We start from the raw sequence: 25958 nt of genomic DNA on the forward strand, positions 1-25958 counted from the left end.
CCCCCCCATGCCGCAAAGCGCCACCGTCAACCGCCGCATCCTGCTCAACGCGAGGCCTCGCGGCGCGCCGACTGCGGCGGATTTGCGCATCGAGCGCGGCCCCGTGCCCGAACCCGGGGCCGGCCAGGTGCTGCTGCGCACGCTCTACCTGTCGCTGGACCCCTACATGCGCGGCCGCATGAGCGATGGCCCGTCTTATGCGGCGCCGGTCGCCCTGGGCGACAAGGCCGCAACTTCGGCAAGCTCGTCATCCAGGTGGCCCACGAATGAGCACCTGTGCCAGGCCATGAGCGCTCTGCGCAGCGGGCTGGCTACGGCGGCCTGCGATCCGTGCGGAACACGCGGTCCCAGAAGACGCTGCTGACGCCGTAGTAGCCCTCTTTCGCGGGCGCAGGCGTGCGGCCCGGGGCTGCCCTGGCGACGCGCCGGTGGTGCAGGCCATGCCAGCGGCGCCGTCGCATCAGCCAGCGCCGGACTATCCACGTCGGCTTGGCCCCCGCGCTGACCCCATGGATGGCATGGTGGGTCAGCCCGTAGGCGAGGTAGCCGTTCAACAGGCCGAAGCTCAACGCCGCCGCTGGCCAGACACCCAGCCACCAGACGGCAGGCAACAGCAGCAGCGTCGTGAAGAGGAGCGCCGTCAACAGCGTGGGCGCCGCGATCAGCGCCGTCGGGCGGCGGTGGTGCTCGGCGTGCCAGCGCTTGAACGGCGGCAGCCCGTGCAGCACGAAGCGGTGCAGCAGGTATTCCAGCAGCGTCCAGCCCAGCGCACCCGCCGCAGCCCAGCCCAGCAGTCGCACGTCCTGCGGCCCCGCCAGCAGCGCGGCCCCCAGCGCCACGGACACCGTGCCGTAGATGAAGAAATCGGCCCGGTAGGCACCGACGCTGTGTTCGAAGGCCAGCCAGCGCATGGGCATCGCGGGGCGGGCTCAGGCGCTGCCGTGCTGAACCTGGGCGGCCGTGCGGCGCACCGGCCGTGCTGGGAGACGGGCACGAGGCCACAGGACGTGAGGGAGACGGGGGCGCATGGGGTTTCCTGGGGATGGGGCGCGCGCTTGGACAGCGCCAGACAGACGTTCAGCCTGACGACCCCGCGCCGCGCTGTCCGTTCGACAGCGCACTGACGGCCAGCCCCTGTGCACCCAGGCACGGCATCGCAGACCGCCCGGCGCAAGGCAGCGCCGCGTATGTTCGCTACCGAACACACAGAAGCCGGTCGACTGGCTAGAGTGGTCCCTTCGCCGTGCGCCACAAAGGACTTGATGTCTGCTCCGTCCGATGCCCTGTCACCCCGCAGCAACCTCCTGTTGGCCGCCCTGCCGCCGGAGGAGTGGGCGCGGTGGTCGAGCCTGGTCGAACCCGCGCCGCTGCAGCTCGGCCAGGTGCTGTACGAGTCCGGCCGGCCGCAAAGCCACGTGTACTTCCCGACCACGGCCATCGTGTCGCTGCTGTACGTGCTGGAAGACGGCGGCTCGGCCGAGATCGCCGTGGTGGGCTACGAGGGGGTCGTCGGCGTGTCGCTGTTCATGGGCGGCGAAACCACGCCGAGCCGTGCCGTCGTGCAGAGCGCCGGCGGATGCTTCCGGCTCAGTGCGGCCACCATCAAGGCAGAGTTCAACCGCTACGGCGTGGGCATGCACCTGCTGCTGCGCTATACCCAGGCGCTGCTGACGCAGATGGCGCAGACGGCCGTCTGCAACCGCCACCACGTGCTGGAGCAGCAGCTGTGCCGCTGGCTGCTGCTGAGCCTGGACCGCATTGCCGGCGACGAGCTGGTGATGACGCAGGAGCTGATCGCCAACATGCTGGGCGTGCGCCGCGAGGGCGTCACCGAGGCGGCGCTGAAGCTGCAGAAGCTCGGGCTGATCAACTATGCGCGCGGCCACATCACCGTGCTCGACCGCCCCGGTCTGGAGAAGCGCAGCTGCGAGTGCTACAGCGTCGTCAAGGAAGAGTACGACCGGCTGCTGAACCGGCCGCTGCCGGCGGTTCGTTAAGACCCGCCAGGGTGCGTTGGCGCACAGCGCGCGCGCACCTTGTGCCCCAGACTGGCCCATGAACACCAACCAGTTGCTCGACCACCTGCCCGCGGCCGAGCAGCGACGTCTGCTGAAGCACAGTGTCCAGGTGTTGCTGCAAAGCGGCCAGCGGATTGCCGTGCAGGACGACCCCGCGCAGACGCTGCTGTTCCCGGTGCAGGGCTGCGTGTCACTCGTCACGCCGCTGGACGCCCACCCCTTGCTGCAGGTCGGCATGGTGGGCCGCGAAGGGGTGCTGGGTGCACAACTGCTGCTCGGCGTCGCGGCCAGCCCGGTGACCGTGGTGGTGCAGCAGGACGGCCAGGCCTGGGGCATGCCGGCCGCCGTGCTGCGCCAGCAACTGCCCACCAGCCCCGGCCTGCGCCGGCTGCTGATGCGTTACGTGATGGTGCAGCTGCGGCAGTCGGCCACGGCGGCCGCCTGTCTGCACTTCCATGCGCTGCAGGCCCGCCTGGCACGCTGGCTGCTGATGGGGCAGGACCGGGCCCGCAGCGACAGCTTCGCGGTCACGCAGGAAAGCATGTCCCACCTGCTGGGCGTGCGGCGCGTCGGCGTGACGGTGGCGGCAGGCAGCCTGCAGGCAGCCGGGTTGATCCATTACCACCGAGGTTGGATCACCGTCAGCGACCGCGCGGGGCTGGAGGGCGCGGCCTGCACCTGCTATGCGCAGGACCGGGCGAGCTACCGCCTGGTCATGAAGTTCGCGCCGGACGCAACGTCCTGAGCCCGGCGCGTGGCGGCGGTCAGCCCGCCGGCATCAGCACCGTGTCGATCACATGGATCACGCCGTTGACGGCCTGCAGGTCGCTCTCGACGATGCGGGCCTTGTTCACTCGCAGGCCCTCGGCCGCGGTCATGGTCAGATCCTCGCCCTGCAAGGACTTCAGCGCCGACGGCGCATCGCCCGCTGCGGCCGCCTTCACGCGGCGAGGCACCAGGTGCAGCCTCAGGACGGCCGTCAGCCGCGCCTTGTTCTCGGGCGCGAACAACTCGGTCAGCACCCCCTTGGCGAGCTTGCTGAACGCGAAGTCGTTGGGTGCGAACACGGTGTAGGGACCCGCCGCATTGAACGGGCTGGCCAGGCCGGTGGCCTTGATGGCTGCCATCAGGTGCTTGAAGTGGCCAGTCCGGTGCAGCGTCTCCATCAGGTTGTCGAGTGGCGCGGTGGCGCTGGGCCCCGGCGCGGCCGCGGGTGTGACGGTGGCCGGGGGTGTGGTGTCGTCTGGGGCGGTGACTGGAGCGGCGGTCATGGGCACTTTCAAGGAGGTCTCCTTGGGCCCGGGCGGTGCCAGGACGGAAGAAGTCGATGCCGATGCTGCACGCCCGGTGCCCTGCGGTCTGTGCGGCGGCGCACGGCCGCCGCGCGCCCAGGGGTGCGCTGGCGCACAGACCCACGGCAGGCCGGCGCGCAACCTCGCGGCATGGATGTCCAGGCGCATCAATCGCAGACCGCCGCGGCCACGACCAGCGACGAGCAGTTGGCCTGCATGGCGCTGACGGCGTTGACCTGGCGCCTTGCGCTGCCGCCCGGCGCCGTGAAAGCCAGCGCCGCCGCCGGCTGGCTGACCTTGTCGGGCGAGGTGCGCTGGCACTACCAGCAACAGGACGCCGCCGAGTGCGTGCGCCACCTGCCGGGGCTTGCCGGCATCAACAACCAGATCACGCGCTCGCGGCCCTAGCGCTCGCGGGGACGGATGGGCGTGCGTCAGCGGCCATCGGTTCGGTCGCATACCCACCGAAGTGGCGCTGAAACGGCCGTCGTCCCGGGCTGCTTTTGAGCCGAAAATCGAGCCCCACCCTTCCATTGGACAAAGGACGCGTCGATGCACGCCGCCGAGCATGTGACATTGAGCGCCTACCTGACGCGACGGCGTGGCGCCATCCTGCAGGCCTGGCGCACCGCCGTGACCTCCGACCCGACGCTCACCACCGGCGCAGCCCTGCCGCGCGCGCAGTTGCACGATCACATCCCTGCCTTGCTCGCCGATTTCGAGCGCACGCTGGCCCAGGGCGGCCTGCAGACGAATCCCGGTGACCAGGAAGCCCACCAGGGCGACGCGGCCGCCCACGGCCTGCACCGCTGGCAGCAGGGCTTCGACCTGGCCGAGGTGACGCGTGAACTGGGCCGCCTCAACGAATGCGTCGTCGTGGAGCTGGAGGCCTACGCGATCACGCACCCGGTGCCAGACGCGGCGGCGATGGCCGAGGCGCGCAGGATCTGGGCGCAGCAGTGCGGCGACGCCGTCAGCGCCAGCGTGTCACAGTATTTCCAGCTGCAGCAGATCGAGGCGGGCAGCCATGTCCGCGATCTCGAGCAGGCCCTGCAGTCGCTGCGCGAGCTGGAGCAGGAGCGCGCCCGGCTGTGGCAAGAGGCGGCGCATGACCTGCGCGGCAACCTCGGTGTCGTGGCCACGGCCACGGCAGGCCTGGCCTCGCCGCAGGCCTCCGACATGATGCGCGGCAGCTTCCTGAAACTGCTGGACCGCAATGTCGGCTCGCTGAGCCATCTGCTGAACGACGTGACCAGCCTGGCGCGCCTGCAGGGCGGCCTGGAGCACCGCAGCCTGGCGGCCATCGACGTCGTCGAACTGCTCGGCACGCTGTGCGAGGACCTGCAACCGCATGCGCAGGAACGCGGCCTGTACCTGCGGTTCGACGGGCCGGCCGCGTTGCCCGTGGAAGGCGATGCGGTCAAGACCCGGCGCATCGCCCAGAACCTGGTCATCAACGCGATCAAGTACACCCGCACCGGCGGCGTCACGGTCACTTGCGGCGACTGTGCGTCCAGCGACCTGGACCGCTGGTTCTTCGAGGTGCGGGACACCGGGCCGGGATTCCATGCGGGCCCGGGTTCGCAGCTGGCGGGCGCCATCGAGGAGGCGACCGATCAGGCCAGGCAGGTGGCGACCGACCATGCCACCGGCGGCGTGACGCACGTCACCGTGGACCTCGCCGAGACCTACCCGTCGCCCAAGGACGTGCGCCCGGTCCGGCAGCAGGTCGGCGAGGGCATCGGGCTGTCCATCGTCAAGCGGCTGTGCGACCTGCTGGACGCCACCACCGAGCTCGAATCCGTGATCGGCGTCGGCACGGCCTTCCGCATCCTGCTGCCGCGCAGCTACGGCCAGGCGCCGGCCACGCACGCATGCGTGCGCCGCTGAGGTCCGGCGCGGGGTTGCAGCGCCGGGTCACGCGACTGACCGGATCAGCCGCCCCGCGGCTCACCGTTCGTGAAGGGCAGGATGCCCTCGATGGCGTGGTGCGCGGCCTCGGTGGCGTAGGTGAGCGCTTCGGCCTCGGTCGCCCAGCGGTTGTCCGTGGTGGGGCGGTAGCTGTCGTCGCTGCCGCCTTGCGCGCGCTGCCCGTGGTCGGGCAGCGTGAAACGGCCTTCGAACAACTCGCCGCAGGGAATCGCCTCGACCTGGAAACGCACGCCAAGGTGCACGTCAAGGACAGGTCCGGCAGGGAGCGTGGGCGGCTCCCCCTGCGTCTGCCGGTCGTCTGGCGCATGCGCAGGCTGTGGATGAGGTGCGCCGGTGGACGCTTCCGGGCGGGCCGTCTGGCCGACGTGGGACAGGGGGTTGGTCATTCAGGGCGTCTCCTTCGGTGCTGGCCGCACAGGCGCGGCGCAGGCAACCGGCAAGGCGCGTGCCGGCCCCGGTACCGCCGGCTTCACACCTAGGCGCCCGTCGGCTGCCTGCCCAGTGCCTGCCGCATCAGCGCAGCCAGGCTGAGCGTCGGCCGCCCGATCAGCGCGCTGAGCTGCCGGCTGCCATCGAACAGGCCACCCTTGGCGGCGCCTGCATCCGAGTCCGCGAGCATCGCAGCCAGCGGCTGGGGCAAGCCGGCGCCCACCAGGGCCGCGGCGTAGTCGGCTTCGCTGAGGTTCACATAAGGCACCGCCTTGCCGGACAGGCGGCTCAGCTCCGCGGCAAATTCGCTCAGCGTGTAGGGCTCGTCACCAGCCAGCTCGTAGACCTTGCCGGCCTGGTCGGGCTGCGTCAGCGCGGCGACCGCGGCGTCGGCATAGTCGGCACGGCCAGCCGACGAGATGCGCCCGTCGCCCGCCGCGCCGATGTAGGCGCCATGCTGCAGCGCTGGCGCCACGCTGGCCAGGTAGTTCTCGGTGTACCAGCCGTTGCGCAGCACCACATGGGGGACGCCCGAGGCTTTCAGGTGGGCTTCCGTGGCCAGGTGCTCGGCTGCCAGGCCCAGCGGCGATGTGTCGGCGTGCAGGAGGCTGGTGTAGGCGATCAGCTTGACCCCGGCGCGCTGCGCGGCGTCAATGACGTTGCGATGCTGGGCCGTGCGCTGGCCCACCTCGCTCGACGAAATGAGCAGCAGCTTCTCCGCACCCTGGAAGGCGGCGTCCAGCGTGGCCGGCTGGGCATAGTCGGCTTGACGGACCTGCACACCCTGCGCGGCCAGCGCAGCCGCCTTGGCCGGTTGGCGCACCGCGGCAGCGATCTGCGAGGCCGGCAGCTTGTTCAACAAGGACTGGATGACGAGTTGGCCCAACTGGCCGGTGGCGCCTGTGATGACGATCATTTCATGGACTCCTGGGTTCGCAGGTTCGCGGGAGGCCATGATCACACCCAAGCTAACTAAAAACCAGTACCCACCAAAAGGTAAGCTAGAGTTGCGACCTCGGAAGGAGGCCACGCCGCAATGTCCAGCAAGTTGTCCGAACGCCTCAGGCGAGGCGATGTGTTCGAACCCGACTGCCCGTCGCGCACGATCCTGCGCAACGTCACCAGCCGCTGGGGCGTGCTGGTGCTCGTGGCGCTGCGCACGCAGACACACCGCTTCAGCGAGCTCAGGCGCAAGATCGCCGGGGTGAGTGAAAAGATGCTGGCGCAGACGCTGCAGGCGCTGGAGGCCGATGGATTCGTGCGCCGCGAGGCGCTGCCGGTGATCCCGCCGCATGTCGAGTACTCGCTGACGCCGGCGGGACACGAGGTGAGCCGGCGCGTGGAAGAGCTGGCCGACTGGATCGAACAGAGCCTGCCGTCGATCCTGCAGGCCCGCAAGGCCGTCCGCAGCTGAGGCCGTAGTCGGCCCAAGGGTCGTCAGGCGCCGTCAGGCCGCGTCAGCCCTCCCCCGTCGGGGCCGGAGAAAAAGGAATAGCGGCTGCCGCCCGAGCGCTTGCTGCGGTACATCGCCTGGTCCGCGCAGTCGACCAATTGCTCGATGTGGTCGGCGTCGTCGGGATAGACGCTGATGCCGATGCTGGCGGCCACCGAGACCGCCACGTCGCCCGCATGGGTGAGCTGGGCCAGCGCGTCCATCAGCTTCTGCGCGACCAGACCGGCGTCGGCCGCACCCGTGATCTCGGGCAGCAGCACGACGAACTCGTCGCCGCCCATGCGACACACGGTGTCGATCTGCCGCACGAAGCCGACGAGGCACCGGCCGACGGCGCGCAGCACCTCGTCGCCGACGTGGTGGCCCAGCAGGTCGTTGATCTGCTTGAAGCCGTCGAGGTCCACGAACAGCAGCGCCAGCCGCCCGTTATGGCGCTTGGCGTGGGTCAGACCCTGCGAGAAGCGGTCGATCAGCAGCAGGCGGTTCGGCAGGTTGGTCAGCGCGTCGATTCCACTGGCCCGGGTCAGCTCGGCCACCCGCTGCGCAGTGGACTCCGCCGCGTGGCGCAAGCGAAGGGCGTCCAGCACGAGTTGCTCGTTCGCCTGCAGCAACTGGCGTATGTGGTGGCGGCCCAGTTGCTCGTGCGCATGCGCCAGGTCGGCACGCACGCTGGCCAGTTCTGCTCGCGCCTCGGCGGTCTGCGCCAACAGCGCGGCAAGCTCCGTCTGCAGCACGGCTGCGACCGGTGCGTCAAGCGGGTCAGGCACGTGAACCATGTCATCTCCCTGCGACTTCGCGCTGCCAGGGACGGCAGCGCACGGGCTGGCTCCGTCAGGCGGCGGCGCCTTCGCGTCGGGTGGTCGGGCGGCCGCCCAGCAGGCCCTCCTGATCGGCAAGCATCGTGCCGATGTGGATGCCGTCGTCGTCGATGCGGTACTCGCGCAACTGGTCCGAGTGGCCGCTGTCCCGCACCTTCACCACGGCCAGCACGCGCCGCAGCCGGCTGTCGACCTCGATGTACCGCTGCACGACGATCGCATCGGTCATGAAGGCCGTGCCGTAGGGGCTGAAGCGCAGGTCGGTGTAACGGTCCTCCAGTTCCGACGTCATCAGCACCGTGACGCCCAGCCCGGTCAGCGACGTGACCAGCCGCAGCAGCGATTCGCGGAAGTCGTCCTTGAACGACGGCCCGAGCGCCAGTTCGAAGCCCGACAGCGAATCGATGACGACGCGGGTGGCGCCCAGCCGGCGGATCTCGTGGGCCAGCAGTTGCATGACCTCCTCGATGGAGAGGTCCGTCGCGTGGCTCTCGACCAGGCTGATGCGGCCGTCGTCGATCGCCTTGGCCAGCGCCTTGTTGCTGTGCATGCGGCCGGGCCGCCGTTCGAACGCGGCGATGACGCCCGTCTCGCCATTGAGCACACCGGCGTTGAGAAAGGCCGCCGCCAGGATGCTCTTGCCCGACCCCGAAGGCCCGGCCACCAGCAGCGAGTAGCCACGCGGCAGGCCGCCATCCATCATGTCGTCCAGCCCAGGCACGCCCATCGACGCGCGGCCAGACCCGGGGCCACCCAAGGCCTGCGGCGCGGCCACGGGCGCGGGCACGAAGATCTGCACGCCGTCACCGCTGATGCGAAACGCGTGCAACCCCGGCAGCGAGGGCTGGCCGCGCATCTTCATGACCTCCATCTTGCGCACCATGGCATTGCGCTGCACGCTCTGGCGCAACCAGATGAGGCCGTCCGCGACGGTGAACACCGGGTTGGCATCGGTGTCGGTGAAGTACTCGCCGATCAGGAAGGTGGTGGCCTGCCAGCTCGTCATCAGCATGCCGAGCTGCTGCATGAAGCGCTGCAGTTGGTTGTGCGCGTGGCCGCCGGCGTCCGTGGCCAGCACGACGGAGCGGAAGGAGTCGACGAAGACCAGCGACGGCTCGTGCGCGGCCACCTCTTCGGTGATGCGCGCCAGCACATGGTCGAGGTCGCCGGCCATCGCCTCTTCACTGAGGTTGATGAAGCGCACGCGGCGGTTGATGGCCGCAGGATCGAAGAAGGCGAACTGCTGCTGGTAGCGCAGCATCTTCAGCGGCGGCTCGCCCAGCACGGTGAAGTACAGCGCCGGGCGGGCTTCGCTGGCCAGCGCGAACATGATCTGGTGCGCCAGCGTCGTCTTGCCGCTGCCGGGCTGGCCGGCGATGAGGTTGAACGAGAACTCGGGCAGGCCGCCGCCGAGCAACTCGTCCAGCCCGGGCACCCCCGTGGGCAGGCTGTTGATCGTCACTTTGGATGTCATGGCGTGGGGTCCTGCGCCGGGGGAGCGCTTGAAGAGGTCGACCAGGCGGTCTGCAGCAGCTGTTCGCTCAGCCGGGCGCCGATCAGGGAGCTGATCAGCTCGCGAAACGTCATGAACAATGAACTGCCCGCCTCCATGACGATCGCCGGCCGCTGCGAGGCGAACAGCTCGGTCAGCTCGGCCAGGTCGGCCTTGCCGTCGACAGTGCCGCCGTTGAGCGGCGCCAGCCAGGGGTAACGCAAGGTGGTGAGATGCAGCGTGCGCTTGAACAGCGCCGCCACACCACGGCGGCCCAGCACCGGCTGCAAGGCGGCATCGATGTCCGACCACATGGCGCCAATGGCGTCGGCGATCTGGCGCGCGTCTGCATCCTCCGCCACACGCTGTGTAAGAGGAGCAGTGAACCGGCTGCTCTCTCGGCTGTCCATGGGCGAAGGGGCGGGAGGTGAAGTCATGTGCAGTGTAGGCGTCCGGGACCACCGCACCGGCTTAAGTTACACGCCATCTAGGGGGCACGGCGCACCGCCTTCGCTTCAGCGCTGCAGGAAGAAGCGCAGCATCTCCGCGCTCGCATCCGGACCGCGCGCATCGGCATACGAGCCCGCCGGGTCGCCGCCCGACCAGGCATGGCCGGCACCGTGCACACGCCACTGCTCCATCACCACCCGGCCCTGCGCGTCCTTGTGCAGGCGCCGCGTGCAACTGCGTGAACCGACCTCCAGGCCGCGCTGCTCCTCGACGCTGACGGCGGTGCCGCCGTGCGCCTGGCACACGCGCTCGCCGTTGCTGGGGTGGACGGTGGTGTCGGCATCGCCATGGAACACGATCATGGGCACGCTCGACCTGGGCCGCGGTCCGGCGCCGTCCGCGCCCTGCCCCTGCATGGCAGCCAGCGCGCCCGGCAGATCGCGTGCCGCGCCGGCGGGCAGCCCGGAATGGACGCCCGCCGCGGCAAAGACGTCCGGATGGGTGGCCGCCAGGATCGCCGCCATCGCGCCACCCGCCGACAGGCCGGCCACGTAGATGTGCGCGGGGTCGACACCATGGCTCGCCGCGATGTGCCTGGCCATGTCGGCCAGCAGCGCGGGTTCGCCGCGTTCGCGCCCCTGGTGGTTGTGCTTGAACCAGTTCCAGCAGCCCTGCGCATTGGCCTGGCGCGTTTGCGCCGGGTACAGCACCAGCGCGTGGTGCTCGGCGCCCAGCGCGTTCATGCGCGTGCCCGTGGCGAAGTCATCCGGGTTCTGCGTGCAGCCATGCAGCATGACGATCAGTGCCCGCGGCGGCTCGGCGCGTGTCGCGGGGATGAACAGGCGGTAGTCGCGCGCACCGGCGCGATGGTCGTAGCGGCCGGACACGAACTGCGCCACGCCGTCGGCCGCAGGGCGCATTGCCGGCATGGGCGCGTCGTCCTCGACCACGCGGGCCACCACGTCGATGACGTCCAGGACGCCGTCCGTGGCCTGCTGCGAAGGCGCAGCCGACGCGGGGCCGCGATGGAGCGCGGTGGCGATGGCGTCCATGGCGCCGGTGAGATCACCGGCGCGAGTCAGCGCGGTGGCCTGGGCCATCAACTGGCCGAACTGGGGGTGCATGGTGGCTTTCTGGAGTCGCCAGGCGCTACAGCAGCCGCCCGACGAGGGCCGTCTTCACGGCGGGACTTGCCTGGAGGGCGCCGAGCACGGTCAGCGACTCGATGGTTTCGAGGGCCAACGCTGGCGTGACGTCCGGCGCAATGACGGCCAGGCCCAGCACACGGATCTGCAGCTTCTCGCCGGCGGCACGCGCCTGCTCTAGGTCCGCCGCGCTGAATTGCTGGATGCCCAGCACGATGCGCTTGCGCGTGACGACCTGGCGGACCACATCCGCGTGAGTGGCGAGCTGGTTCCTGATAGCCGTGCGGATCAGGTCGCTGCGATTGGCATAGAAGCCCTCCTGCACCAGCAGGTCGATCTGGCCCAGGTCGACGCAGCCGACGTTGAGCGTCAGCTTTTCGTCCTGGGGCTTGCCTGTCTTGGGCGAGAGGTGAGGCGCGGCGGGCATGCAATGCAGTATGCCATCCACTTGGATTCCAAGAAGATGTATTTGTGCGCTTCAAGCCAAAAAAAGGCGCCACGGTCTGCACCGTGGCGCCTGTCGGCCGGAGTGATGCTGGCGGGGCTCAGCGCAGCGTGTATCCGCGCCCGTCCATGCAGGCTTCCACGGCCCGCTGGAACACGCCGGCATCGGCCATGGCGGCCTGCTGCGTGGTCGCCCAGCGGTTGCACTCGCGGTTGTCGGACTCCAGCTGGGCGTTGCTTTGCCCCTGGCGCGGATAGATGACCGGCGCGGGGCGGCTCGGCGCGTATGCCGGCTGCGGTGCATAGACAACTTGCGGCGGCGGCAGCGGGGCTGGCGCGGGCACGTAGACCACGTCGGGAGAGCGGTCCGCCTGGTTGGCCAGCGCGATGAGCGGCAACGCCACGGCCAGGCCCAGCACGAGGCCCCCGATGCCCACCCCGCCGTGGGAGTAGTGGCGCGGCGGCGGGCCGTAGTAGCGCGGGCCGGCGCTCGCCAAGCCCGTGGCGGCGATGAGGGACGAGACGACCAGAACGCGGAAAACTGTCTTCATGGCGAACTCACTGAAATGCTGCGTTTTCAACGCCGGGGTTGCTGCGCCGGTTTACAGGCACCGGCGTAGCGATGTGTAAAGGTCGACGCCACTTGCGGCGTCGCTCACACCACACAGCATAGGGCGCCATGCGCTGACAAGTTTTGCTGACGCGCGCCGTGTAGGTAACTCGCCTACGCGGACTCACGGCAATGTCGCCGCCGTACTGCCTGCATTGCCCGCTGCCCGAGAAACGCAGGCGATTCGAAGATGGCGGTCATTGAGAGCACGACAGCCCTCACCGCTTCACGCCACCTCTTCACACCTGCCCGGAGCCATGACGATGAACTCGACGATCCGCCAATCCCTGCTCCTCGTGCTGCTGGCGCCCATGCTGGCGCAGGCCGGCACGGCCAGCAACACCTTCCAGGTGCAGGCCACCGTCATCAGCTCCTGCCAGGTGTCGGGCACGTCGCTGAACTTCGGCAACAGCATCGACCCGCTGGCCACCGCCACGCCGCTGGACGCGACGTCCACGCTGAGCGTGGTGTGCACCAACACCACGCCCTACACGGTGGCGCTGAACGCCGGCGCCAATGCCGGCGGTGCCTCCAACTTCGGCTCCCGCACGATGAAGAGCGGCACCCGCACGCTGGGCTACCAGCTCTACCTGGACACCGGCCGCTCCACCGTCTGGGGCGACGGCACCGCCAGCAGCAGCACCTCCGCCGGCACCGGCACGGGCAGCACGCAGACGCTGACCATCTACGGCCGCCTGCCATCGCTGGCCAATGTCGTGCCGGGCGCCTACACCGACACCGTGACCGTCACCGTGTCCTACTGATCCATCAGGGCGCCCCATTGAAACCGCGCTGCTGCCAACGCGCCGACAGGGTGCCGCCTACGTCCGGATGCGGCGTTATTCACGTTCAACCAAAGCCGCGCGTGGCATAGATTTGAGCCGGTGCCAGCCATGTCCATCGGTGAGCGTCACGGGACCGGCCAACCATGGCTCGGCGCTGACACGTCAAGCCCGTGTCGGTGCCCGTCGGCACACTCGAACAGCAAAACATAACTTGCTGGACAAATGGAGCCCCCTTGTTGAAAGATCGGTGCGTATGAACTCACCCCTCGCAGCAGCGGCAGCAGGCATCGCGGGCATCCCCGCGTCCGCCATCGGCATGAAGCCCTCATTGCATCGCATCCTGAGTGCGATCCGGCAGCACATGGGCATGGACGTCGCCTTCGTCTCGGAATTCCTGAGCGGCAGACGCGTCTTTCGCCACGTCGACGCCGACGACTCGCGACCAACGCCCATCGCCGTGGGCGGCTCGGACCCGGCCGAGGAAAGCTATTGCCTTCGCGTCGTGGACGGCAGGCTCCCGGAGCTGATTCCCGATGCCTGTCTCAATGCGGAAGCGTTGACGCTGCAGGCGACGCTGGCCCTGCCTGTGGGCGCGCACATGAGCGTCCCCATCCGGCTCGCGGATGGCCACGTGTACGGCACGTTCTGCTGCTTCAGCTACACGCCCGACGCCACGCTCACGGCGCGCGACCTCGGCGTCATGCGCGTGTTCGCCGACATGGTGGGCCAACAGATCCAGGACGAACTGGATGAACGCGAGGCCAAGCGCCTGGTCGACCACCGCATCGACGCCGTGCTGAATGACGACGGCCTGCGCATCGTCTACCAGCCCATCTTCGATGTCGGTACGCATCGCGTCGTCGGCTTCGAGGCGCTCTCCCGGTTCGCCGCCGAACCGTACCGCGCGCCCGACATCTGGTTCGCGGAAGCGGCGCTTGCGGGACGCGCCATCGAGCTCGAGACGCGGGCGATCCGCTTGGCCGTCTCGGCGCTCGCGGAGTTGCCGCCCAGCGTCTACGTCGCGGTGAATGCCTCGCCCGAGACCATCGTCAGCGGGCGCCTCGCCGAGCTCCTGCACGGCCTGCCGCTGGACCGCATCGTCCTGGAGGTCACCGAGCACCAGGCGATCGAACACTACGAGGACATCGCCGAAGTGGTGGAACCGCTGCGAGAGCGGGGCCTGTGCATCGCCATCGATGATGCCGGCGCCGGATACGCGAGCTTCAGGCACATCCTCAACCTCCATCCCCATGTCGTGAAGCTGGACATCAGCATCACACGCGCGATCGACACCGACCGCTCGCGGCGCGCGCTGGCCGCGGCGCTGTGCGGCTTCGCCTCCGAGACCGGCTGCAAGATCGTGGCCGAAGGCGTGGAGACCGAAGGCGAGCTCGAAGTCATCAGGGCGCTGGGCATCAGCAGGGCGCAGGGATTCTTCCTCGGGCGGCCCATGTCGGTGGACGACGGCAAGGCACTGGCGGCTTCTCGGTGAAGCCGCTGGCCCGGCGCCGTTGAGCCGGCGGCGCGCCGCCCAGTTCTCCGGAGACACCGCGCCTAACAGATCGGTCCCGCCCACCTCGCCCCATCGCGCCGCCTGTTCACGGGGTTTGAGCTGAGACGGCAACCGGTCTACGCTGTACCCAAGGGAGCCGAGAACAACCAGAACGAAGCGTCCGAGGGGAACCCATGCTGATTGATCCCACGCCATTGACGGCAGAGACCTTTAACGCGCTCATCGAGGCACAGCATTGTTTCGTGGCCTCGCTCATCGCCGTGTTGCCCCGAGCCCAGCGACAAGTGCTGGCCCAGGAGCTGACCGCACAGGCCAACCGCGTGGGGCACTACAGCCACCCGGTGGCCCCGCACCTGCTCACCGAATGGGCGCAACGGGCACGGCAACAGGGAGAACAGCTGCGGGAGCGGTAGAGCCCGCCACGACCCGGATGCGCAGGCGGCATCCCGGTCGTCTACGAGGGCGCGTCATTGGCGCCCTCATCAACGCGCCTGCGGCTTTTCCGGGCTGCCTGCGGCGACGGCAGGCGTTGGTTGATGACCAGGTGGCCGTTGGTCAGCACGCTGTAGAGAAACGGCCAGTCGTGCGGCAGCAGCCGCACCGGCATGCCGGGCCTGAGCGCCACGGGCCCGGGCTCGCCCACGGGCGTGGCGGGCTTGTCGCGCGAAGCCATCGTCCGCGCAAGCCGGGGTTCAGATGTTGAGCTGCGCGAGCGCCGCCTGCAGCCCGGCGACGCCGCCCACGCGCTGGTCGTTGATGAAGACCTGCGGCATGGATCGCACCGAGGGGCCGCACTTCTCGTAGAAGGCCTTGCGCTGCTCCTCGTCGTCGATCATGACCTCCTCGAACGCGAGGTGTCGTGCCTTGAGCAGGCTTTTGACGGTGTCGCACTGGGGGCAGGCGGACTTCGAGTAGACGGCGATCTTGAGCTGCATGCCCGCAGTTTAGAGGCGCGGAACGGGGCCGTGCGGGCGACGTCGACGACTTGGCTCGCGGCCGGGTCCTACACCGCTGGTCAGCGCTTGCGGCGAGAGTCGCTCAGGCGATGCGCAGACACCATCCGGCCGATTCGCAGCGAGCCCACCCCCGCCCAACACAAGGAAATGACCATGAGTCTCGGTACCATTCTGCTTGTCGTGCTGATCCTTCTGCTGGTCGGCGCGCTGCCCACCTGGCCGCACAGCCGCAGTTGGGGGTATGCGCCCACGGGCGGCCTCGGCCTCGTCCTGCTGATCGTCCTGGTGCTGTTGCTGATGGGTCGGTTGTAGCCCGCCCAGGCGCTACGCCTGCCATACCGCGTAGCCCGCTTCGCGCAGCCCGATGGCGAGCTCCACCTCCATGTCACGCGCCGCGTCGTAAGGCATGGGGTTGTAGACCTCGTAGAGCTCGGGCACCAGGCGCACGCCGTACTTCAGCACGAAGCGGTTGGCCTGCACGCCGGCCATGTGCCGGTCAAAGCGCAGGTCCGGGTCCAGCCCCGTCATCCCCACGTACAGGCAGGGCTTGACGATGTCGTGTCCCGGATTGGCCTTGCGGAACGCTGGCTCGTTCCACACGCGCTCGGACAGCAGCACGACATAGACGTGGTGGTGATCGTGGGGCTGTCGGCGCGGCATGGCCGTTCGATTGTGCGATGCAGGCAATCTGCCTACAGGCCATTGCGGCATCGCTGCCCCCGCGTTGCTCGACATCGCCCGATTTCGCACGCGCCCCCGCTGCGCGACGATCTGTCCCATGGACGTTTTACTTGTCGAAGATTCCGTCGCCATCCGGCGGTTGGTCGCCCGCCGCATCGGCTTGCTGCCCGGCCTGCGCGTGACCGGCGAGGCCAGCGGCGAAGCCGAAGCCTTGGCACTGTTCCGCAGCATTGAGCCGGACATCGTCGTGACGGACTTGTCACTGGCCGACGGCTCGGGGCTGTCTCTGACCGCGGCGCTGCGCCGCTGCGGGTTCACCGGCCACATTGCCATCATGACCGCGCGGGACGTGGCTCCCTATCAGCGCGCCAGCAGGACGGCGGGCGCCAACGCGCTCTACGACAAGGGCGGCGGTCTCGAGACGCTCTTCAACGACCTGGCAGACATCGGTCGCGACGAGACCGAGGACGCCGCGGCCTGCACCTGATTCAGCGACCGGGGCGGCAGGCCACCGCGGTCTCTAGAATGCGCCCCCTTTTTGCCCCCGCGCCCCGCAGGCCGTCGCCATGGACATCGTCGTCAACGAAGAACTCAAGGCCTACATCGACCCGTTGACGCCGGATGAGCACGAGGCGCTGGAACGCAGCATCCTGGCCGAAGGCTGCCGCGACGCGCTGGTGCTGTGGGGCGACGTGCTGGTGGACGGGCACAACCGTTACGGCATCTGCCGCAAGCACGGGCTGCCGTTCCAGACGGTGCAGAACGCGCGCTTCCAGTCCATCGAGGACGTGCACCTGTGGATGATCGACCAGCACCTGGGCCGGCGCAGCATCTCGGACTTCCAGCGCGGCGTGCTGGCGCTGCGCAAGCGGGAGATCGTCGCCGAGCGGCGCGCGCGCGGCGCGGCCGTGGCGGCGTCATTGCCGGCGGCCGAGGAGGCAGCCCGGGCCATGGCGGCTGCCGCAGCGAGTGCGGCAGCGCCTGCACCCGATGATCAGGACGCGCTGGCCACGCGCGACGCCCTGGCCAAGGCCGCGCGCCTGAGCAGCAGCCAGGTGGTGCTGATCGAGAAGATCCAGCGCCAAGGCGCGCCCGAACTGGTGGCTGCCGTGAAGGCGGGCGCCATCTCCATCAATGCCGCCGCCGCCGTGGCCACGCTGCCGGCGCAGGAACAGGCGGTGGCCGCGGCCGGCGGCGCCGAGGAGCTCAGGCAGGCGGCCAAGCGCGTGCGCGAGGCCAGGCGCAAGCCGCCCACCGACAGCCCGCCGCCCGAGGCGAGCGACACGGCGGTCGACGCGGCCATCGACCCGGCAGCCCACACGGTGGACGCGCTGCGCCAGCGTGTCGCCGAACTGGAGGCCGAGAACGCGCAACTGCGGCAAGAAGCGGCGGCACTGCGATCACGACTGCAGTCACCGCAGGGTCATTGACAGCCTGCGGGCCGGCCAGGCGACGGCCAGGCAACGGTCAGGCGCTCATCGACGCCCGGCGACGCCGTCGTGCAGACGGTCACGAAGCCAGGCCAGGTCGGGCGGCGCGGGCGCGAACAGCAGCCGGTAGATGACGGGCGCGACGATCCCGTCCATCAGCGCGTCCACGGTAGGCAGGCCCGGCTCGCCGCGCTGGCGTGCGCGGGCCAGGATCACGTCGATCTGCGCCGCGGTGAATTCGAAGCAGCGGCAGGGCACCGGCTGCCCGTCCATTTGCCCGGTGCCCGCGAGCACGTCACGCACCATGGCCCGGCCCACGTCGGACGACATTTCGTCCAGGTACTGCTCGCTCCAGGCCTGCAGGTCGCCGGCCAGGCTGCCCGTATCGGGCGGCTCCATGTCGGGTCGCATGCGCTCGACGGCCACGTCGGCCAGCAGGTCCGCCAGATCGCCCCAACGGCGGTAGATGGTGGACGGCGTGACGCCCGCGCGAGCGGCGACCATCGGGACCGTCAGCGCCGCACGGCCGCTTTCACGCTGCAACTCGTTGACGGCCGCATGCACGGCGGCCTGCACGCGCGCGCTGCGCCCGCCAGGCCGGGGCCCTGATTTGCCAGAGGTCAACGTCACCATGGCAGCATGTTAAAGCAAAGGATTTGCTTTAGTTGTCAAAACGACCCAGAATATCTAACGCAAATTATTTGCTTTTGACAGTTTGGCCATGACCACCACCCCCGCCGTCTCCAGCCCAGCGATGGCTTCGCCTCCCCTGCCCGGCCGGCTGCCGGCCCGGTACGGCTTCCTGCTGCTGGCCTCCATCGTCATGAGCCTGCTCGCGGCGTCCACGGCGCCGTCGCCGCTGTACGGCCTGTACCGCGAGGCCTGGGGCTTCTCGGCACTGATGCTGACCTTCGTGTTCGCCATCTACGCGTTTGCGCTGCTGGGCGGGCTGCTGGTGTTCGGCGCGCTGTCGGACCACATCGGCCGCCGGCCGGTGCTGCTGGTGGCGCTGGCGCTGGAACTGGGCTCCCTGGTGCTGTTCTGGTGGGCCGACAGCGTGGGCTGGCTGGTGGCCGCGCGGCTGCTGCAAGGCCTGGCCACCGGCATCGCCACCGCGACGCTGAGCGCGGCACTGCTGGACCTGCAGCGCGAGCGCGGTGCGCTGGTCAACAGCGTGGCCCCCATGCTGGGCATGGCCGTGGGTGCCCTGGGCGCCAGCGCGCTGGTGCAGTTCGTGCCGCAGCCGGCGCACCGGGTGTTCGAGGCGCTGGGCGTGCTGCTGCTGTTGCAGACGCTGGCGGCCTGCTGCCTGGCCGAAACCGTGCCGCGCCGCGCCGGCGCGTGGGCGTCCCTGCGGCCGCGGCTGTCGATCCCGAAGCCGGCGCTGTCCACGCTGCTGCTGATCCTGCCCATGAACACCGCCCAGTGGGCGCTGGGCGGCTTCTACACGTCGCTGGGGCCGACGCTCGCGCGCCACGTCAGCGGCCTGAACCTGCCCCTGATCGGCGGCGGCCTCATCGCCACGCTGGTGCTCAGCGGCGCGGTGGGCATCCTGTGGCTGCGCAACCGCCCCGCCCGCCGCGTGCTGGCCGGCTCGTCGGCGATGCTGATCACCGGGCTGGCGGTGACGCTGTGGGGCATCCACGCGCACGCGGTGCTGACGCTCTTCGCGGGCAGCGCCATCGCCGGCACCGGCTTCGGCGCGGGCTTCAACGCGTCGGTGCGCAGCCTCGTGCCGCTGGCGCCTGCAGAGCAGCGCGGCGCCATGATGGCCAGCTTCTTCGTGTTGAGCTACCTCGCCTTCAGCGTGCCGGCACTGGCCGCGGGCCTGGCGGTCGGGCTGTTCGGGCTGGAGGCCACGGCGCTGGGCTACGGCGCGGTGCTGATCGTGCTGTGCGGCTGGGCGGGCCTCAAGCTGGTGGCGCGCGAGGCCTGAACCGCCGCCGACCGTCGGTCAGGTCGTGGCTCAGCGGGGTGCCCGTTCGCCCGCCACCTGCTTCACAAGCCGCCAGGCGACCTCGGCCAGCGGCGTCAACTCCCGGTTGCGCCGGCGCACCAGCATGATGGTCCGGTCCACGCGGGGCACCAGCGGCAGCGCCACCAGGTCGCCGAGCGCCGGCGGCGTCACGGCCAGTTCCGGCACGACGGTGATGCCCAGCCCCGCGTCGAGCATGCGGAAGATGGTGGTCGGATGCCCCACCTCGTGGCGCACCGTGGCGGACACCCCCTGCGCGCGGAAGGCCTCGTCGATGAGGCGCCGGCTGCCGGACGCATAGTCCAGCAACACCAGGGGCTCGCCGCTGAGCGACGCCCACCTGACGCGCCGCTTGGCGGCGAGCGGGTGCGACCGTGGCGCCACGAGGCAGAACGGCTCCGAGAGCACGGGTTCGCAATGCAGGTCCTCGCTGAGTTCCGGGTCGATCACGACGCCGAAGTCGACCTCCCCGGACAGCACGCCGGCCAGCGCATCGTGCTGTATCCGGTCCAGCAGCAGCAGCTCGATGCCCGGGAACGCCTGCTGGCAGCGCGCGATGCAGCCGGGCATCAGGTTGGCCGACAACGTCGGGCTGCTCGCCACGCGCACCCGGCCGCGCCGCGTCGTGGCCAGGTCGTGCACGTCGGCCAGCACCGCATCCAGCTCGTCCAGCACGCGCTCAAGCCGGGCCGCCAGGCCGCGGCCGGCCTCGGTCAAGGCCACCTCGCGTGTCGTCCGGTCCAGCAGCTTGACGCCCATCTGCTGCTCCAGCTCCGTCACGCAGCGGCTCACGGCCGGCTGGCTGAGCCCGACCTGGCTTCCCGCGCGGGTGAAGTTGCGCGTCGCCGCGACGACCTGGAACACGCGCAACTGCCTGAGGCTCACATTCATGCGTCAATGATATGAATTCATCAGATAAATCCATTTCCCATTGGATCATGATCCGGGTGCAATCGCCGTCATCCTGTAAATCGCCTGAACCGCCATGGCCCGCCTGAACCTGATTCCCGACCGCTTCACGGTGCTGCTGCTGGGCGTGGTCACGCTCGCGAGCTTCCTGCCCGCCTCCGGCCGCACGGCGGACGTGCTGAGCTCGATGACGACGCTGGCCGTCGCGGCGCTGTTCTTCCTGCACGGCGCCAAGCTCTCGCGCGAAGCCATCTGGGCCGGCGTCACGCACTGGCGGCTTCACCTGCTGGTGGCGCTGTGCACCTTCGCGGTGTTCCCGCTCGTGGGGTTCGCGTTGCGGCCGCTGCTGGAGCCGCTGGTGACGCCCAACCTGTACCTGGGCCTCCTGTTCCTGTGCACGCTGCCCGCGACGGTCCAGTCCGCCATCGCCTTCACCTCCATGGCCCGGGGCAATGTGGCGGCGGCGGTCTGCAGTGCGTCCGCGTCGACGCTGCTGGGCATCCTGGTGACGCCGCTGCTCGTCAGCCTGCTGCTCGCCAAGGGCGGCGCCACCAGCAACCCATGGGAGGCGGCCGGCCGCATCGCGGTTCAGCTGCTGCTGCCCTTCATCGCCGGCCACCTGCTGCGCCCGCTCATCGGCGGCGTCCTGCAGCGCCGCGCCGTGGCGCTGAAGGTGGTCGACCAGGGCTCCATCCTGCTCGTCGTCTACGTCGCCTTCAGCCATGCCGTGACCGAGGGGCTCTGGCAGGACATCCCCACCTCCGCGCTCGCCGGCCTGCTGTTCGCCTGCACCGTGCTGCTGGCCGCCGTGCTCACCATCGCCACCTGGAGCAGCCGCAAGCTGGGCTTCAGCAAGGAGGACGAGATCACCATCGTGTTCTGCGGCTCCAAGAAAAGCCTGATGAACGGCGTGCCCATGGCCAGCGTGCTCTTCGCCCCCCATGTGGCCGGCGCCATCGTGCTGCCGCTGATGCTCTTCCACCAGCTGCAGTTGATGGTCTGCGCGGTGCTCGCCCGGCGCTATGCGCATCGCGCGCCGCCGGCAGCGGCAACAGCCTGAGCGCCGGACGCTGCCGGCCGCCCGGTGCGGCCCGTCAACTGCGATTCAGGCATGAGGTCCCTCGGAATCATCATTTGCTGCACCGCAACAGCACCGATATCGTGCAGACTTTCCGCTTGTCTCCTCCACCCCCATTGGGTGGCTTCAACCCCTCAGCCCAACCGGCTGAGGGGTTTTTTTCTGCCATGGGCCGGCAGGAAGGTCGTTCCGCCTACACCGGCGCCGCACACCGTTCCCTACGATGAGTGAATGAGCCCACCGCACGGCGGGCACCCACGGCTGGACACGATGAAGACCTTCTGCTGCGAGCGCTGTGAAGCGCGTGTGTTTTTCGAGAACGACCTGTGCGGCGCCTGTGGCGCCCAGCTGGGCTACGTGCCCGCGGAGGTTGCCATGGCCTCGTTCGAGATCGATGCCTCGGGCGCCATGGCGCGCCTGTCGCCACAGCACGGCGCTCCCCTGCGGCGGTGCGCCAACCATGCGCCGCCCGTCACCTGCAACTGGATGGTCGACGCCGACGACGCCAACGACCTGTGCCTGTCGTGCCGCACCACCCACACGCACCCGGCTCTCGGCAAGCCCGAGAACGGCACCTACTGGGCCAGCATCGAGGTCGCCAAGCGGCGACTGGCATACAGCCTGCTGTCCTGGGGCCTGCCGCTGCCGCCAAAGACCGAAGACCCGGTGAACGGCGTCTCCTTCGAGTTCCTGGAGCAGATCGACCCGGCGAAGAAGGTGCTGACGGGCCACGACGAGGGCGTCATCACGCTGAATGTCGCCGAGGCCGACGATGCGCGCCGCGAGCAGGTGCGCGCCCAGATGCACGAGCCCTACCGCACGCTGCTCGGCCACATGCGCCACGAGATCGGCCACTACTACTGGGACCGGCTGATCCGCGGCACGGCCTGGACCGACCGCTTCCGCGAACTGTTCGGCGATGAACGCATGGGCTACGCCCAGGCGCTGCAGCAGCACTACACGTCGCCGTTGGCGGATTGGCAGCAGCGTTTCGTCAGCGCCTACGCCAGCTCGCATCCCTGGGAAGACTGGGCGGAGTGCTGGGCGCATTACATGCACCTGCGGGACGGCCTGGAGACGGCCGCTTCGTGGGGGCTGCAGCTGGATCACGCGGTGCCCGGCACGGCGCCGGTGCGCGCCGAGGCCATCGCCGCCGACGACGCCACGCTGCAGGCACAGGTCATCAACACCTGGCTGCCGGTGTCGCAGTTCATCAATGCCATGTCCCGCAGCCTGGGCAACCGCGACAGTTACCCCTTCGTCATGCCCGACGCGGTGCTCGAGAAGATCGCCTTCATCCACCAGGTCATCGGTGCCGGCGTGCGCGGCGAGGTGGCGATGAATTTCGGCACCGTCCAGGCCGCACCGGCACCCGCACCGGCGGCAGCGCCTGCCGAGGGCGTGACGGCATGATCCGCTTCGACCTGCACGTGCAGCTGAAGTACGAGGTCAGCGCACCGGGCGCGGACTTCATCTTCAACATCCATCCGGCCTTCACGCCCTGCCAGACCGTCTCGACCGAGCGGCTGGTGGTGAGTCAGGACATCCCGTGGGAGATCCAGACGGACACCCGCACCGGCAACCGCCACCTGCGCCTGCAGGCCCGGCCCGGCGCGCTGGACGTGTCCCTCGACGCCACGGTCGAGCTGATCCACCGCCGGGACCGTCCGGCAGACCTGATGGAGGTGCCGGTGCACCTGCTGCCGCTGGACGTGCTGCAGTACATCTACCCCAGCCGCTACTGCCAGTCGGACCGGCTCATCAAGCTCGCGACGGCGGAGTTCGGTGGCATCGCGCCGGGCTACGGCCGCGTGCAGGCCATCGCGGACTGGATACAGAGCCACGTTTCGTTCACATCGAACAGCACCAACTCGACGACCTCCGCCGTGGACACGCTGATCGAGCGCACCGGCGTCTGCCGCGATTTCACCCACCTGATGGTGGCGCTGTGCCGCGCGTTGAACATCCCGGCGCGCTTCACGACCGGCACCGACTACGGCGCCGACCCGGCCCTGGGCCCGCCGGACTTCCATGCCTATGCGGAGGTCTATCTCGGCGGGCGCTGGTACATCTTCGACGCCTCGGGCACGGCGATCCCGATGGGGTTCGTGCGCTTCGGCACCGGCCGCGATGCGGCCGATGTGGCGTTCGCCACCATCTTCGGCACCGTCAGCTCCTGGGCGCCGCTGATCAGCACCATCGCCCAGGAGGACCGCGGCGCCGGCATCGTGCTGCCGCACCACAGCGACATGGCGCTGTCCACGGACGCCAGCGCCGGCTGATCGGGCCGGCGGGCGCTGTCGCGCCGCACTTGGGCCTGTTAGCGCAGCAACGACTCCAGGTCGGGCCGCCCGATGGGCTTGGCCCGGTGCCGGTCGAAGCCGGCGGCCAGCGCGCGCCCCCGGTCCTCCGTCGTGCCATAGCCCGTCAGCGCCACCAGCTGCAGCGCGCGGGTGTCGTCGCGCTCCCGCAGCCGGCGCGCGACCTCGTAGCCGTCGATGTCGGGCAGGCCGATGTCCACGAGCACGAGGTCGGGCTGCAGCGCCGCCGCCTTCTCGACGCCCAGCAGGCCCAGGCCGGTCCACTCGACCTTGTGCCCGAGCAGTTCGAGCAACGCCACTAGGCTCTCGCCCGCATCGGCGTTGTCCTCGATGACGAGCACCCGCCGCGCCGCGTGGGCCATACCGGCGGCGGGCGCTGCAAGCACAGCCGCCGGGGCGTCGATGGCGGGCAGGTAGAGCGTGAACGTCGAGCCCTGTCCAGGCCCGGCGCTTTCGGCGGTGATGCGGCCGCGGTGCAGCTGGGCCAGGCGCTGCGCCAGCGTCAGGCCGATGCCCAGGCCGCCGCTTTCGCGGGACAACGCGCGGTCGCCCTGCACGAACAGGTCGAACGCGCTGCGCGCCAGCTCGGGCGTCATGCCCTGCCCCGCGTCGCGCACGACCAGCGCGGCGTCGCTGCCATCGCGCCGCACGCTGACGTCGATGCGGCCGCCGGGGGGCGTGTACTTGACGGCGTTGTCCAGCAGGTTGGAGACGATCTGCTCCAGCCGCGTGCCGTCGGCCTCGACCCAGACGGGCTGCAAGCGCACGTCCACCGGGTGGTGGGCCAGCCGGCCATTGGCTTCGAAGGCCGCCAGCGTCTGCCGCACGGCCTCGGCCAGGTCCAGTTCGGTGGGCACCAGCGCGATCTTGCCGGCCGTCACGCGGCCGACTTCCAGCAGGTCGTCGACGAGACGGCTCATCTGGTGCACCTGGCGGCCCAGCACGCCGGCCACCTTGGGCACCAGCTCCGGCCGCGCCGCGGCGTGCTGCAGCAGCTCGGCCGCGTTCGACACGGAGCTCAGCGGGTTGCGCAATTCATGGCCCAGCATCGCCAGGAACTCGTCCTTGGCCCGGTTGGCCGCGCGCAGCGCCGACTCGGCCACGGCGCGGTCCGCGTCGCGCTGCTGCAGCATCGCAGCGGCCTGCTGCATCGCCAGATAAAGGCGGCGCACCTCCTCGATGGAACCCGCGTCGGGCAAGCCAAGCGCCCGGCCCTGGCCCAGCGCGGGCGCGGCCTCGGCCAGCGCAGCGATGGGCCGCGTGACGCCCTTGGCGAGCCACCAGGCCCACAGCAGGCTCACGGCCAGCGTCAGGCCGAAGCCCATCCACAGCAGTTGCACGTAGCGCAGGCTTTCCTCGACGGTGGCCTTGGGGACGCCGACCGACACCGCCCAATCGGACGTGGTCGAACGCTGGATGGTGCGATAGATCTTCTGCCCGTCCATCAGCGTGCCCTCGGCCCACCCGGGCGACGGCGCCTTGAGCGCGCGGCGCAGCGATTCACCGATGGGCGGGTCGCCCGCGACTTCGGGCTTGCGCGCGATCAGCCGCAGGTTGCCATCGACGACGGCCACCGCCCATTCCGGCGGGAAGCGCTGGGCCTCCACCAGCCGCACGATCAACGCGGGGTCGATGGCGGCGGACAGGACGTAGTCGGCCGGGCCGTCGTCGAACACCACCGGCACGCGCACGGCAAACACCCGGCGATGCACCGTGTCGCCGACGATGAGCTGGCTGACCGTCGGTTGGCGCGACTGCGCGGCCCGCAGCACGGAGTCGGGGTCCGCGGAGGTGGGCGGTGGCGGCGCTGCGCCGGGCGCCGCGCGCAGGTCCAGCAGCAGCTCGGCGGTGCGGGCGTCGGAGACGAACAGGTTCAGCCAGCGGCCGCCGCGGCTGTGCAGCGCGCGGTCGGCCTCGGCGCGGAAGGCCTGCAGGTCCCTGGCGCGCAGCTGGGGCGACCCGGCCAGCAGCTGCAGCGCCGCGATGCTGGTGCGGAACTCGGCGTCGATGGCGGTGGTCAGCGCTCGCGTGCGGCCCCAGGTGCCGGCCTGCACCGCGTCGATCTCGCGGTTCACGAGCAGCCAGGTACCGATCACGCCGACGCCGACCACGGGCAGCAGGGTCACCAGGATGAGGATGCGGAGACGGGTCTTCAGGTACACCTGAGCAGCCGGGAACGTGGTTGAGCCGCCCCGAGCGGGCTTGCAGCGTTGCGCCGCATCGTAGC

Annotated in this window: 31 protein-coding genes and 1 pseudogene; 16 read left to right on the top strand and 16 right to left on the bottom strand. The window is 69.9% G+C overall.

Annotated features, from left to right (window positions below):
* Positions 1–7 precede the first annotated feature (7 nt).
* Positions 8–223: pseudogene (locus ACO07H_RS15400) on the top strand (NADP-dependent oxidoreductase); the annotation flags it as partial.
* Between the two features lie 88 nt (positions 224–311).
* Here the strand turns inward: ACO07H_RS15400 and ACO07H_RS15405 are convergent.
* Positions 312–917, bottom strand: coding sequence for a sterol desaturase family protein (locus tag ACO07H_RS15405; RefSeq protein ID WP_422015650.1), 606 nt, complete (start codon positions 915–917; stop codon positions 312–314).
* Positions 918–1262: 345 nt separating this feature from the next.
* On the opposite strand from ACO07H_RS15405, the gene ACO07H_RS15410 reads away from it, so the two are divergent.
* Both ACO07H_RS15410 and ACO07H_RS15415 read left to right on the top strand, forming a co-directional pair.
* Complete coding sequence (locus tag ACO07H_RS15410; protein ID WP_422015652.1) at positions 1263–1997, top strand: Crp/Fnr family transcriptional regulator; 735 nt, start codon at positions 1263–1265, stop codon at positions 1995–1997.
* A gap of 58 nt (positions 1998–2055) precedes the next feature.
* The gene (locus ACO07H_RS15415; protein WP_422015654.1) at positions 2056–2763 is read left to right on the top strand and encodes a Crp/Fnr family transcriptional regulator; all 708 of its coding nucleotides are present in this window, start codon (positions 2056–2058) and stop codon (positions 2761–2763) included.
* 19 nt (positions 2764–2782) lie between these two features.
* Here ACO07H_RS15415 and ACO07H_RS15420 read toward each other — a convergent pair whose 3' ends face one another.
* The gene (locus tag ACO07H_RS15420) at positions 2783–3289 is read right to left on the bottom strand and encodes a fasciclin domain-containing protein (protein WP_422015656.1); all 507 of its coding nucleotides are present in this window, start codon (positions 3287–3289) and stop codon (positions 2783–2785) included.
* A 171-nt stretch (positions 3290–3460) separates the two neighbouring features.
* Between ACO07H_RS15420 and ACO07H_RS15425 the strand changes: the two genes are divergently transcribed.
* On the top strand, positions 3461–3718 hold the full coding sequence (locus tag ACO07H_RS15425; RefSeq protein ID WP_422015658.1) for a BON domain-containing protein: 258 nt from the start codon (positions 3461–3463) through the stop codon (positions 3716–3718).
* Positions 3719–3862: 144 nt separating this feature from the next.
* Positions 3863–5200, top strand: coding sequence for an ATP-binding protein (locus tag ACO07H_RS15430; RefSeq protein WP_422015660.1), 1338 nt, complete (start codon positions 3863–3865; stop codon positions 5198–5200).
* Between the two features lie 44 nt (positions 5201–5244).
* Here ACO07H_RS15430 and ACO07H_RS15435 read toward each other — a convergent pair whose 3' ends face one another.
* Positions 5245–5628 carry a hypothetical protein gene (locus ACO07H_RS15435; protein ID WP_422015662.1) on the bottom strand — a complete coding sequence of 128 codons (384 nt, stop codon included), beginning with the start codon at positions 5626–5628 and terminating at the stop codon, positions 5245–5247.
* An 89-nt stretch (positions 5629–5717) separates the two neighbouring features.
* A complete protein-coding gene (locus ACO07H_RS15440; protein WP_422015664.1) occupies positions 5718–6587 on the bottom strand; it encodes an SDR family oxidoreductase in 870 nt (289 codons plus the stop codon).
* Positions 6588–6707: 120 nt separating this feature from the next.
* On the opposite strand from ACO07H_RS15440, the gene ACO07H_RS15445 reads away from it, so the two are divergent.
* Positions 6708–7085 (top strand): winged helix-turn-helix transcriptional regulator, encoded by a 378-nt coding sequence (locus tag ACO07H_RS15445; RefSeq protein WP_422015666.1) that lies wholly within the window; start codon positions 6708–6710, stop codon positions 7083–7085.
* A gap of 23 nt (positions 7086–7108) precedes the next feature.
* Here ACO07H_RS15445 and ACO07H_RS15450 read toward each other — a convergent pair whose 3' ends face one another.
* The 6 genes from ACO07H_RS15450 to ACO07H_RS15475 all read right to left on the bottom strand — a co-directional run bounded on the left by ACO07H_RS15450 (position 7109) and on the right by ACO07H_RS15475 (position 12024).
* A complete protein-coding gene (locus ACO07H_RS15450) occupies positions 7109–7900 on the bottom strand; it encodes a diguanylate cyclase domain-containing protein (protein ID WP_422015668.1) in 792 nt (263 codons plus the stop codon).
* A gap of 55 nt (positions 7901–7955) precedes the next feature.
* The gene (locus ACO07H_RS15455; RefSeq protein WP_422015670.1) at positions 7956–9416 is read right to left on the bottom strand and encodes an RAD55 family ATPase; all 1461 of its coding nucleotides are present in this window, start codon (positions 9414–9416) and stop codon (positions 7956–7958) included.
* Positions 9413–9844, bottom strand: a complete 432-nt coding sequence (locus tag ACO07H_RS15460) for a hypothetical protein (RefSeq protein WP_422015672.1) — start codon at positions 9842–9844, stop codon at positions 9413–9415. Before ACO07H_RS15460 ends, ACO07H_RS15455 begins: the two co-directional genes overlap by 4 nt.
* A gap of 105 nt (positions 9845–9949) precedes the next feature.
* Positions 9950–11008: an alpha/beta hydrolase family esterase gene (locus ACO07H_RS15465; RefSeq protein ID WP_422015674.1), complete on the bottom strand. Its 1059-nt coding sequence runs from the start codon at positions 11006–11008 to the stop codon at positions 9950–9952.
* A gap of 25 nt (positions 11009–11033) precedes the next feature.
* Positions 11034–11456, bottom strand: a complete 423-nt coding sequence (locus ACO07H_RS15470) for a CopG family transcriptional regulator (protein WP_422015676.1) — start codon at positions 11454–11456, stop codon at positions 11034–11036.
* Positions 11457–11574: 118 nt separating this feature from the next.
* The gene (locus ACO07H_RS15475) at positions 11575–12024 is read right to left on the bottom strand and encodes a hypothetical protein (protein WP_422015678.1); all 450 of its coding nucleotides are present in this window, start codon (positions 12022–12024) and stop codon (positions 11575–11577) included.
* 322 nt (positions 12025–12346) lie between these two features.
* Between ACO07H_RS15475 and ACO07H_RS15480 the strand changes: the two genes are divergently transcribed.
* The 3 genes from ACO07H_RS15480 to ACO07H_RS15490 all read left to right on the top strand — a co-directional run bounded on the left by ACO07H_RS15480 (position 12347) and on the right by ACO07H_RS15490 (position 14794).
* A complete protein-coding gene (locus ACO07H_RS15480) occupies positions 12347–12847 on the top strand; it encodes a spore coat U domain-containing protein (protein ID WP_422015680.1) in 501 nt (166 codons plus the stop codon).
* A gap of 274 nt (positions 12848–13121) precedes the next feature.
* On the top strand, positions 13122–14360 hold the full coding sequence (locus ACO07H_RS15485) for a sensor domain-containing phosphodiesterase (RefSeq protein WP_422015682.1): 1239 nt from the start codon (positions 13122–13124) through the stop codon (positions 14358–14360).
* A gap of 194 nt (positions 14361–14554) precedes the next feature.
* The gene (locus ACO07H_RS15490; protein WP_422015684.1) at positions 14555–14794 is read left to right on the top strand and encodes a hypothetical protein; all 240 of its coding nucleotides are present in this window, start codon (positions 14555–14557) and stop codon (positions 14792–14794) included.
* Between the two features lie 41 nt (positions 14795–14835).
* Here ACO07H_RS15490 and ACO07H_RS15495 read toward each other — a convergent pair whose 3' ends face one another.
* Positions 14836–15054: a hypothetical protein gene (locus ACO07H_RS15495; protein WP_422015685.1), complete on the bottom strand. Its 219-nt coding sequence runs from the start codon at positions 15052–15054 to the stop codon at positions 14836–14838.
* Between the two features lie 19 nt (positions 15055–15073).
* Positions 15074–15316 (bottom strand): glutaredoxin family protein, encoded by a 243-nt coding sequence (locus ACO07H_RS15500; RefSeq protein ID WP_422015687.1) that lies wholly within the window; start codon positions 15314–15316, stop codon positions 15074–15076.
* A 174-nt stretch (positions 15317–15490) separates the two neighbouring features.
* Between ACO07H_RS15500 and ACO07H_RS15505 the strand changes: the two genes are divergently transcribed.
* Positions 15491–15649 (top strand): DUF3309 family protein, encoded by a 159-nt coding sequence (locus ACO07H_RS15505; protein WP_422015689.1) that lies wholly within the window; start codon positions 15491–15493, stop codon positions 15647–15649.
* 12 nt (positions 15650–15661) lie between these two features.
* Here ACO07H_RS15505 and ACO07H_RS15510 read toward each other — a convergent pair whose 3' ends face one another.
* The gene (locus ACO07H_RS15510) at positions 15662–15997 is read right to left on the bottom strand and encodes a hypothetical protein (protein ID WP_422015691.1); all 336 of its coding nucleotides are present in this window, start codon (positions 15995–15997) and stop codon (positions 15662–15664) included.
* A gap of 64 nt (positions 15998–16061) precedes the next feature.
* Between ACO07H_RS15510 and ACO07H_RS15515 the strand changes: the two genes are divergently transcribed.
* On the top strand, positions 16062–16505 hold the full coding sequence (locus ACO07H_RS15515; protein ID WP_422015693.1) for a response regulator: 444 nt from the start codon (positions 16062–16064) through the stop codon (positions 16503–16505).
* A 79-nt stretch (positions 16506–16584) separates the two neighbouring features.
* Entirely contained in the window at positions 16585–17448 is an 864-nt protein-coding gene (locus tag ACO07H_RS15520; protein ID WP_422015695.1) for a plasmid replication/partition related protein, read from the top strand.
* 45 nt (positions 17449–17493) lie between these two features.
* Here ACO07H_RS15520 and ACO07H_RS15525 read toward each other — a convergent pair whose 3' ends face one another.
* A complete protein-coding gene (locus ACO07H_RS15525) occupies positions 17494–18081 on the bottom strand; it encodes a TetR/AcrR family transcriptional regulator (RefSeq protein WP_422015697.1) in 588 nt (195 codons plus the stop codon).
* An 88-nt stretch (positions 18082–18169) separates the two neighbouring features.
* On the opposite strand from ACO07H_RS15525, the gene ACO07H_RS15530 reads away from it, so the two are divergent.
* Positions 18170–19384, top strand: coding sequence for an MFS transporter (locus ACO07H_RS15530; protein ID WP_422015699.1), 1215 nt, complete (start codon positions 18170–18172; stop codon positions 19382–19384).
* Between the two features lie 30 nt (positions 19385–19414).
* Here the strand turns inward: ACO07H_RS15530 and ACO07H_RS15535 are convergent, their stop codons facing one another.
* Positions 19415–20314: a LysR family transcriptional regulator gene (locus ACO07H_RS15535; protein WP_422015701.1), complete on the bottom strand. Its 900-nt coding sequence runs from the start codon at positions 20312–20314 to the stop codon at positions 19415–19417.
* Between the two features lie 94 nt (positions 20315–20408).
* Here ACO07H_RS15535 and ACO07H_RS15540 point away from each other — a divergent pair, with 94 nt between their 5' ends.
* The 3 genes from ACO07H_RS15540 (at position 20409) to ACO07H_RS15550 (ending at position 23692) form a co-directional block, all read left to right on the top strand.
* Positions 20409–21392, top strand: coding sequence for a bile acid:sodium symporter family protein (locus tag ACO07H_RS15540; protein ID WP_422015703.1), 984 nt, complete (start codon positions 20409–20411; stop codon positions 21390–21392).
* 249 nt (positions 21393–21641) lie between these two features.
* Positions 21642–22823 (top strand): zinc-binding metallopeptidase family protein, encoded by a 1182-nt coding sequence (locus tag ACO07H_RS15545; RefSeq protein ID WP_422015705.1) that lies wholly within the window; start codon positions 21642–21644, stop codon positions 22821–22823.
* The gene (locus ACO07H_RS15550; protein ID WP_422015707.1) at positions 22820–23692 is read left to right on the top strand and encodes a transglutaminase-like domain-containing protein; all 873 of its coding nucleotides are present in this window, start codon (positions 22820–22822) and stop codon (positions 23690–23692) included. The genes ACO07H_RS15545 and ACO07H_RS15550 overlap by 4 nt, the downstream gene beginning before the upstream one ends.
* Positions 23693–23730: 38 nt before the next feature.
* Here the strand turns inward: ACO07H_RS15550 and ACO07H_RS15555 are convergent, their stop codons facing one another.
* A complete protein-coding gene (locus ACO07H_RS15555) occupies positions 23731–25893 on the bottom strand; it encodes an ATP-binding protein (protein ID WP_422015709.1) in 2163 nt (720 codons plus the stop codon).
* Between the last annotated feature and the right edge of the window lie 65 nt (positions 25894–25958).

Source organism: Roseateles sp. (assembly GCF_965229315.1).
In the GTDB taxonomy this organism is placed as follows: Bacteria; Pseudomonadota; Gammaproteobacteria; order Burkholderiales; family Burkholderiaceae_C; genus Pelomonas.

What these genes read in the sequence shown, in the direction of transcription:
- ACO07H_RS15455 (WP_422015670.1), bottom strand. Translation starts at nt 9,416, where the DNA reads ATGACATCCAAAGTGACGATCAACAGCCTGCCCACGGGGGTGCCCGGG.
- ACO07H_RS15540 (WP_422015703.1), top strand. Translation starts at nt 20,409, where the DNA reads ATGGCCCGCCTGAACCTGATTCCCGACCGCTTCACGGTGCTGCTGCTG.
- ACO07H_RS15415 (WP_422015654.1), top strand. Translation starts at nt 2,056, where the DNA reads ATGAACACCAACCAGTTGCTCGACCACCTGCCCGCGGCCGAGCAGCGA.
- ACO07H_RS15530 (WP_422015699.1), top strand. Translation starts at nt 18,170, where the DNA reads ATGACCACCACCCCCGCCGTCTCCAGCCCAGCGATGGCTTCGCCTCCC.
- ACO07H_RS15485 (WP_422015682.1), top strand. Translation starts at nt 13,122, where the DNA reads ATGAACTCACCCCTCGCAGCAGCGGCAGCAGGCATCGCGGGCATCCCC.
- ACO07H_RS15450 (WP_422015668.1), bottom strand. Translation starts at nt 7,900, where the DNA reads ATGGTTCACGTGCCTGACCCGCTTGACGCACCGGTCGCAGCCGTGCTG.
- ACO07H_RS15425 (WP_422015658.1), top strand. Translation starts at nt 3,461, where the DNA reads ATGGATGTCCAGGCGCATCAATCGCAGACCGCCGCGGCCACGACCAGC.
- ACO07H_RS15435 (WP_422015662.1), bottom strand. Translation starts at nt 5,628, where the DNA reads ATGACCAACCCCCTGTCCCACGTCGGCCAGACGGCCCGCCCGGAAGCG.
- ACO07H_RS15520 (WP_422015695.1), top strand. Translation starts at nt 16,585, where the DNA reads ATGGACATCGTCGTCAACGAAGAACTCAAGGCCTACATCGACCCGTTG.
- ACO07H_RS15490 (WP_422015684.1), top strand. Translation starts at nt 14,555, where the DNA reads ATGCTGATTGATCCCACGCCATTGACGGCAGAGACCTTTAACGCGCTC.
- ACO07H_RS15500 (WP_422015687.1), bottom strand. Translation starts at nt 15,316, where the DNA reads ATGCAGCTCAAGATCGCCGTCTACTCGAAGTCCGCCTGCCCCCAGTGC.
- ACO07H_RS15460 (WP_422015672.1), bottom strand. Translation starts at nt 9,844, where the DNA reads ATGGACAGCCGAGAGAGCAGCCGGTTCACTGCTCCTCTTACACAGCGT.
- ACO07H_RS15510 (WP_422015691.1), bottom strand. Translation starts at nt 15,997, where the DNA reads ATGCCGCGCCGACAGCCCCACGATCACCACCACGTCTATGTCGTGCTG.
- ACO07H_RS15430 (WP_422015660.1), top strand. Translation starts at nt 3,863, where the DNA reads ATGCACGCCGCCGAGCATGTGACATTGAGCGCCTACCTGACGCGACGG.
- ACO07H_RS15505 (WP_422015689.1), top strand. Translation starts at nt 15,491, where the DNA reads ATGAGTCTCGGTACCATTCTGCTTGTCGTGCTGATCCTTCTGCTGGTC.
- ACO07H_RS15420 (WP_422015656.1), bottom strand. Translation starts at nt 3,289, where the DNA reads ATGACCGCCGCTCCAGTCACCGCCCCAGACGACACCACACCCCCGGCC.
- ACO07H_RS15440 (WP_422015664.1), bottom strand. Translation starts at nt 6,587, where the DNA reads ATGATCGTCATCACAGGCGCCACCGGCCAGTTGGGCCAACTCGTCATC.
- ACO07H_RS15405 (WP_422015650.1), bottom strand. Translation starts at nt 917, where the DNA reads ATGCCCATGCGCTGGCTGGCCTTCGAACACAGCGTCGGTGCCTACCGG.
- ACO07H_RS15410 (WP_422015652.1), top strand. Translation starts at nt 1,263, where the DNA reads ATGTCTGCTCCGTCCGATGCCCTGTCACCCCGCAGCAACCTCCTGTTG.
- ACO07H_RS15475 (WP_422015678.1), bottom strand. Translation starts at nt 12,024, where the DNA reads ATGAAGACAGTTTTCCGCGTTCTGGTCGTCTCGTCCCTCATCGCCGCC.
- ACO07H_RS15535 (WP_422015701.1), bottom strand. Translation starts at nt 20,314, where the DNA reads ATGAATGTGAGCCTCAGGCAGTTGCGCGTGTTCCAGGTCGTCGCGGCG.
- ACO07H_RS15545 (WP_422015705.1), top strand. Translation starts at nt 21,642, where the DNA reads ATGAGCCCACCGCACGGCGGGCACCCACGGCTGGACACGATGAAGACC.
- ACO07H_RS15465 (WP_422015674.1), bottom strand. Translation starts at nt 11,008, where the DNA reads ATGCACCCCCAGTTCGGCCAGTTGATGGCCCAGGCCACCGCGCTGACT.
- ACO07H_RS15495 (WP_422015685.1), bottom strand. Translation starts at nt 15,054, where the DNA reads ATGGCTTCGCGCGACAAGCCCGCCACGCCCGTGGGCGAGCCCGGGCCC.
- ACO07H_RS15550 (WP_422015707.1), top strand. Translation starts at nt 22,820, where the DNA reads ATGATCCGCTTCGACCTGCACGTGCAGCTGAAGTACGAGGTCAGCGCA.
- ACO07H_RS15445 (WP_422015666.1), top strand. Translation starts at nt 6,708, where the DNA reads ATGTCCAGCAAGTTGTCCGAACGCCTCAGGCGAGGCGATGTGTTCGAA.
- ACO07H_RS15525 (WP_422015697.1), bottom strand. Translation starts at nt 18,081, where the DNA reads ATGGTGACGTTGACCTCTGGCAAATCAGGGCCCCGGCCTGGCGGGCGC.
- ACO07H_RS15470 (WP_422015676.1), bottom strand. Translation starts at nt 11,456, where the DNA reads ATGCCCGCCGCGCCTCACCTCTCGCCCAAGACAGGCAAGCCCCAGGAC.
- ACO07H_RS15480 (WP_422015680.1), top strand. Translation starts at nt 12,347, where the DNA reads ATGAACTCGACGATCCGCCAATCCCTGCTCCTCGTGCTGCTGGCGCCC.